The organism is Flavobacterium sp. (assembly GCF_043773265.1).
Classification (GTDB): domain Bacteria; phylum Bacteroidota; class Bacteroidia; order Flavobacteriales; family Flavobacteriaceae; genus Flavobacterium.
This window is the reverse complement of sequence record NZ_JAYVFH010000029.1, coordinates 25,567-31,748: the sequence shown is the minus strand read 5'-3', so window position 1 is coordinate 31,748 and position 6,182 is coordinate 25,567. Positions and strand designations below refer to the sequence as shown.

The following is a 6,182-nucleotide window of genomic DNA, read 5'->3' as shown; positions in this document are numbered from 1 at the left end:
TTACAATATATTTTTTATGAATTTGGTAGGTTCTTTTAATAGTATGTTCTTCTTCTTTATCGTCAAATAATGATGCTGTAACTTCTTCATTTTCAAATGAAAAATTTTCAACTTCTAAAGTATCTTGTTTCAATCCTACATACAAACTTTCCCAATTTGCTATAGCAACTTCATGCTTTTTATAAGTAGAACTTCCAGAAAAGTGTTTTGTACTTTTCTCATCAGCAAACGGATTGTAACTATTGTCTACTTCAACTTTTGGATAATTGGCAGTTGCATTTTTATATTGATATGGTGTGTCTAAATTTGGATCTCTATCAAAATCTAGTGCAGGAACTACATTAAATTGTCCTAAACTATGTTTTATTGTTGATCTCAAAATTGCATATAGAGCATGTTCATCGTCAAATTTTATTTCGGTTTTGGTTGGATGAATGTTAATATCTATGGTATTTGGCGGAACATTTAAATAAATAAAATAAGTTGGTTGTGAACCAGCAGAAAGTAAACCTTCATAAGCTGACATTACAGCATGATGAAGATAACCGCTTTTTATATACCTGTCATTCACAAAGAAAAATTGTTCACCTCGATTTTTTTTAGCAAATTCTGGTTTTCCAACAAAACCTTGAATTGTAACAATCTCTGTTTCTTCTTGAATAGGAACTAGTTTTTCATTTGTTTTACCCGAAAAAACATTTACAATTCTTTGCCTAAAATTAGAATTAGGAAGATTAAACATCTCACTACCATTGTGATACATTGTGAAATATATGTTTGGATGTGCCAATGCTACTCGCTGAAATTCATCAACAATATGTCTAAATTCAACCGTTTCTGATTTTAAAAAATTTCTTCGAGCTGGAATATTAAAAAATAAATTTTTTACAGAAAATGAAGTTCCTCTTGGTGAAACTGATGGCTCTTGTGAAACAAATTTACTTCCTTCGATAACAATATGAGTTCCAAGTTCTTCTTGATCTTGCTTGGTTTTCATTTCAACATGAGCAATTGCAGCAATTGATGCTAATGCTTCGCCTCGAAAACCTTTGGTGTGCAATGAAAATAAATCTTCGGCTTGACGAATTTTGGAAGTTGCGTGACGTTCAAAACACAAACGCGAATCGGTAACACTCATTCCTAAACCATTATCAATAACTTGAACTAAAGATTTTCCAGCATCTTTTATTATTAATTTTATATCGGTAGCTTTAGCATCAACAGCATTTTCTAATAATTCTTTTACTACCGATGCTGGTCTTTGTACCACTTCTCCAGCAGCGATTTGATTGGCAACATGATCAGGAAGTAATTGAATTATGCTTGACATTATTTATTGTTTATTTCTGGTAGTTGATTGTTAAAAACCAAAGTTAGCAAATTTAATGAAATTCTATTATTTATTCTAGTTAAGAACTTATTAAAAACAAAAAAATCATTCTTTAGCTGGCTTTATTTCATAAATTTGAACATTAAAAATAAAATACAAGAATAAAATGTATAGCAAAGAAGATGCTTTGAAAATTAAAAGAGAATTTTGGATTGAATTTGCCGCACAATATCCAAGAAAATGGATTATGTATACTACTGATATTAAAGATTTTTCGTTTAAATTTTATACAGACAACAAAAATATCAAGGTAATTTTAGACATTGAAAACAAAGAAGAAGAAAAAAGAAAAATATATTTTGAAAAAATAGAATCTCTAAAAACCATTTTAGAAACCGATTATATAAAAGATTTAGTTTTTGAAAAAAATCATCAATTAGAAAACGGAAAAATAATTAGCCGAATCTGGATTGAAAAAAACAATATAAGCATGAATAACCGAAATAATTGGGTAGAGATTTTTTCGTTTTTTAATGAAAAAATGGATCTTTTTGAACAATTCTTTCTAGAATATAAAGATTACATCAAAGATTTAGAATTAAATACTTAAAATTTATTGTTCAGAATTTTTTCTCAATTCTGCCATTTTAATAGCAGCAATTGCAGCTTCTGTACCTTTGTTTCCATGAATTCCTCCACTTCTATCTATAGATTGTTGCTCGTTATTATCTGTAAGTAAACAAAATATAACAGGAACATCTGTTTGCACATTTAAATCTTTTATTCCTTGTGTTACGCCTTCACATACAAACTCGAAATGCATTGTTTCACCTTTTATCACACAACCAATTGTAATTACACAGTCAACTTGTTGTGTTACAATCATTCTTTGAGCACCATAAACAAGTTCAAAACTACCTGGAACATTCCAACGAATAATGTTTTCTTTTACAGCACCACAATCTAACAAAGCTGCAATTGTACCATTGTATAAACCTTCGGTAACTTTCTCATTCCATTGAGAAACAACAATCCCAAACCGAAAATCTTTCGCGTTTGGGATTGTATTTTTATTGTAATTAGATAAATTTTTATTAGCTGTAGCCATTTTTATTTAGTGTTCAGTGTTCAGCTTTTAGTGTTCAGTTAAAACTGTTTACTGAATACTGTAAACTGCTAACTAATTATTGAGCCATTCCAATCAAACCATCAATTGTTTGAGCTTCTGGAGTTGCTTCATATTTTTCTTTTATTTCAGTAAAATAAGTTAAAGCATCTGCCTTGTTTCCTAATGATAATGCAGTTTTACCAGCTTTCATTAAAAACACAGGAGTTGTTAATTCATTAGTTGTATTTCTTGCTGCTTTTACATAAAACTCTAAAGCTTTTTTAGCATCATTTTTTTGAGAATAAGCATCACCAATTAAACCAATTGCTTCTGATCCTATTACTGCATCTTTAGAAGAAAACTTCTCAAGATATTTTATGGCATCATCATATTTTTTTAAATTTAAATAAGAAACTCCAGCATAATAATTTGCAAGATTTGCTGCATCAGTACCAGAATATTGATCTGCAATACCAATAACACCAAGTTTACCATCTGAACCTTTAATTACTAAATTAAATAATGAATCTTGCGATTTTGGAACTGAAGCATCAACTGCTTTCTGATAATTTTGTTGTGCAACAAATAGTTCATCTGTAGCTTCTTCTTGACTTGGTTCTGCAATAAATCTTTGGTATAATAAATATCCAATAGTAACTAAAGCAATAATTGCCAAACCACCTAATATATATTTTTGATTTTTAGCAACAAAATCTTCAGTTCTAGAAGCTGTTTGATCCAAAGTGTCAAATGCTTTTGCTGTAGCACTATCTTTTTCATCTACATTTACATCTTCAATAAAATTATTGTCTAATTTTTCTTCTTTTTCTTTTGCTGGTTTGTAACCTCTCTTATTATAAGTTGCCATCTAGTTTTAATTTAGTGTGCGCAAAAATAAAATTTTTATTCTAATTTGAAAGTCATTTTGTCGATATTTTTCAATAATTTGCACCCACTTAAAAAAAAACACTCACAAAGTCGCTGATAATAGTGTTTTCAAGCAATTACAAATGTTTTTAAAAAAGATTTCTTTATTCAATTATAAAAATTTTTCGGAAGCTTCTTTCGAATTTGATGCTAAAATCAATTGTTTTGTTGGAAAAAACGGAATTGGAAAGACCAATGTGCTCGATGCAATTTATCATTTGGCAAGCGGAAAAAGTTATTTTAATCCGTTGGCGGTTCAAAATATAAAACACAACGAAGAGTTTTTTGTCATTGATGGCGAATTTGAAAAAGCAAATAGAAACGAACAAATTGTAAGCAGTTTTAAAAAAGGACAAAAGAAAATCTTAAAACGAAACGGAAAAGCTTACGAAAAATTCTCAGATCATATTGGATTTATTCCTCTAGTAATAATTTCGCCTGCCGATAATGATTTGATTATTGAAGGAAGTGAAACTAGACGAAAATTTATTGATAATGTAATTTCGCAACTAGATTTATACTACTTGCAAGAATTAATTCAATACCAAAAAATTATAAGTCAACGCAATGCTTTATTAAAATATTTTGCTTTAAATCATGTTTTTGAAAACGACACTTTGTCAATATATAATGAACAATTAAATGGTTTAGGAAAAAATATTTTTGAAAAACGTAAAAAATTTTTAGAAGAATTTCTACCCATTTTCAACAAACATCATCAAGCTATAACAAACTCTGAAGAAACCGTTCAATTGGTTTATGAAAGTCATCTGTTTGAAGCTGAAATGATACTTTTATTAGAACAAAATTTGGCTAAAGATAGAGCGTTGCAATATACTTCGGTTGGGATTCATAAAGATGATTTGGCTTTTCAAATTGACAATCATCCAATAAAGAAATTTGGTTCGCAAGGACAACAAAAATCTTTTTTAATTGCATTAAAACTAGCACAATTTGAATTTGTAAAAAAACAAAGTGGCGAAAAACCAATACTGTTATTTGATGATATTTTTGACAAACTAGATGAATTTAGAGTTAGTAAAATTGTAGAAATGGTAAATCAAGAAGAATTTGGGCAATTATTTATTTCGGATACACATAAAGAACGCACCGAAAAAATAGTAAAATCGACTCATCAATCTTATAAAATATTTAATCTATAATTTTGTAATTTAGCAGAAAATTAAATCATTTATTATGAAAAAAATAATCTCTATTATAGTTCTAACATTAATTCTATATAGTTGCCAAGGTCAGACATCAAAAAACAATGAAGTTAATGAAGTAAAGGAATCTTATAAAACTATTGATGGACTGCTTTTTGAAGAGAAAATATTATCTGAAAAAAATGCTCAACTAATTGATGTTAGATCACCAGAAGAATACAATGTTGAACATATTCAAAACGCAAAAAACATTAACTGGAATAGTGAAGATTTTGTATCAAATGTTGAAAAATTAGACAAATCTAAACCAGTATTAGTTTACTGTAAAGTTGGTGGAAGAAGTAGTCAAGCTGCAACTAAATTATCAGAATTAGGATTTAAAGAAGTTTACAATTTAGACGGTGGAATTATGAAATGGAAAGGAAAAAAAACTTTTCCATCAGATAGCAAACCAACCGGAATGAACTCGCTAGAATTTGACAAATTAATACATTCAGATAAAAAAGTAATCATTAATTTTTCGGCAAAATGGTGTGAACCATGTAAAAAAATGAAACCCTATTTAATGAAAATGAAAGAAGAATTAAAAGCCCAAACTTCATTAATAATGCTAGATGCAGATGAAAATAAAACGCTTTTAGAATCTATGAAAATTACTGGTTTACCTGTTGTATTGATTTATGAAAATGGAGTAGAAACTTGGAGTCATATTGGTTTTTTATCTGAAAACGATTTAAGGAAACATTTATAGAAGTACGATATACGAAATACGAAGTACGAAATACGAAATACGAAATACGAGACTACAAGATAATTAAAAAAATACTTTTTTAGATTTCTCTAATTTCTTAAATCTGTGTTCAAAAAACATCAATGTAAGACAAATGATTACAAAAGAAGCACAACAATTTCTTGCAGATTTAATTGCAAATAATAATACCGAATGGATGCATGCCAACAAAAAAAGATATGATGATTACAAAAAATCATATCATAGTTATATTGCATCAATTTTGACAGAGATGAAACCATTAGACAAATCATTAGAACCATTAGAAATAAAAAACTGTACGTTTCGAATCAATCGTGATATTCGGTTTTCTAAAGACAAATCGCCATACAAAACCAATATGGGAGTTTGGTTGTCGCAAAATAAAAATCGAAAAAATGCACCAGGATATTATATTCATTTCGAAAAAGGAAACTCGTTCATTGCTGGTGGTGTTTGGTGTCCAGAGCCAAATGAATTAAAACAAATAAGAAAAGAAATTGAATTTTTTCATGATGATTTAGAAGCAATTGTAAACAATATAAATTTTAAATCAGAATATAAAGAATTAACTCGCGATGATACTAATGTATTAAAAAAAGCTCCAAAAGGTTACGATCCAAATCATGCTGCAATTGAATTTTTAAAGCTTAAAAGCTATACTGCTTCGCAAAAAATTGATGACAAACTTTTTTCAGAACCTGATTTCACCAAAAAAATTGCTCAAAAATTAATTATTTTAAAACCAATGAATGACTTTTTAAAAAGAGCATTAGAAACTGAAGAATAGATTGAAAGTACGAGGTACGAAATAAAAGATACGAAATTTGAGGTTACGAGATAATTATAAAAAAAAATAGATTTCTCTAATTTCTTAAATCT

At 28.5% G+C, this 6,182-nt stretch carries 7 protein-coding genes; 4 read left to right on the top strand and 3 right to left on the bottom strand.

The window, feature by feature from the left end; translation table 11 throughout:
• A partial coding sequence (gene mutL / locus ACH2BO_RS01455) for a DNA mismatch repair endonuclease MutL (RefSeq protein WP_395042983.1) occupies positions 1 to 1,330 on the bottom strand: 1,330 nt, incomplete at its 3' end.
• A gap of 166 nt (positions 1,331 to 1,496) precedes the next feature.
• Between mutL and ACH2BO_RS01450 the strand changes: the two genes are divergently transcribed.
• Entirely contained in the window at positions 1,497 to 1,940 is a 444-nt protein-coding gene (locus tag ACH2BO_RS01450) for a DUF4268 domain-containing protein (protein ID WP_395042982.1), read from the top strand.
• 3 nt (positions 1,941 to 1,943) lie between these two features.
• On the opposite strand, the gene ribH is transcribed toward ACH2BO_RS01450, so the two are convergent.
• Together ribH and ACH2BO_RS01440 are read right to left on the bottom strand one after the other, a co-directional pair.
• A complete protein-coding gene (gene ribH, locus ACH2BO_RS01445; protein WP_395042981.1) occupies positions 1,944 to 2,438 on the bottom strand; it encodes a 6,7-dimethyl-8-ribityllumazine synthase in 495 nt (164 codons plus the stop codon).
• 76 nt (positions 2,439 to 2,514) lie between these two features.
• The gene (locus tag ACH2BO_RS01440) at positions 2,515 to 3,306 is read right to left on the bottom strand and encodes a tol-pal system YbgF family protein (protein WP_395042980.1); all 792 of its coding nucleotides are present in this window, start codon (positions 3,304 to 3,306) and stop codon (positions 2,515 to 2,517) included.
• Positions 3,307 to 3,448: 142 nt separating this feature from the next.
• Between ACH2BO_RS01440 and recF the strand changes: the two genes are divergently transcribed.
• From recF to ACH2BO_RS01425, 3 genes are all read left to right on the top strand, one after another.
• Positions 3,449 to 4,528 (top strand): DNA replication/repair protein RecF, encoded by a 1,080-nt coding sequence (gene recF / locus ACH2BO_RS01435; RefSeq protein ID WP_395042979.1) that lies wholly within the window; start codon positions 3,449 to 3,451, stop codon positions 4,526 to 4,528.
• Positions 4,529 to 4,562: 34 nt separating this feature from the next.
• Entirely contained in the window at positions 4,563 to 5,282 is a 720-nt protein-coding gene (locus ACH2BO_RS01430; RefSeq protein WP_395042978.1) for a rhodanese-like domain-containing protein, read from the top strand.
• 133 nt (positions 5,283 to 5,415) lie between these two features.
• Positions 5,416 to 6,090, top strand: a complete 675-nt coding sequence (locus tag ACH2BO_RS01425) for a DUF2461 domain-containing protein (RefSeq protein ID WP_395042977.1) — start codon at positions 5,416 to 5,418, stop codon at positions 6,088 to 6,090.
• Positions 6,091 to 6,182 lie beyond the last annotated feature (92 nt).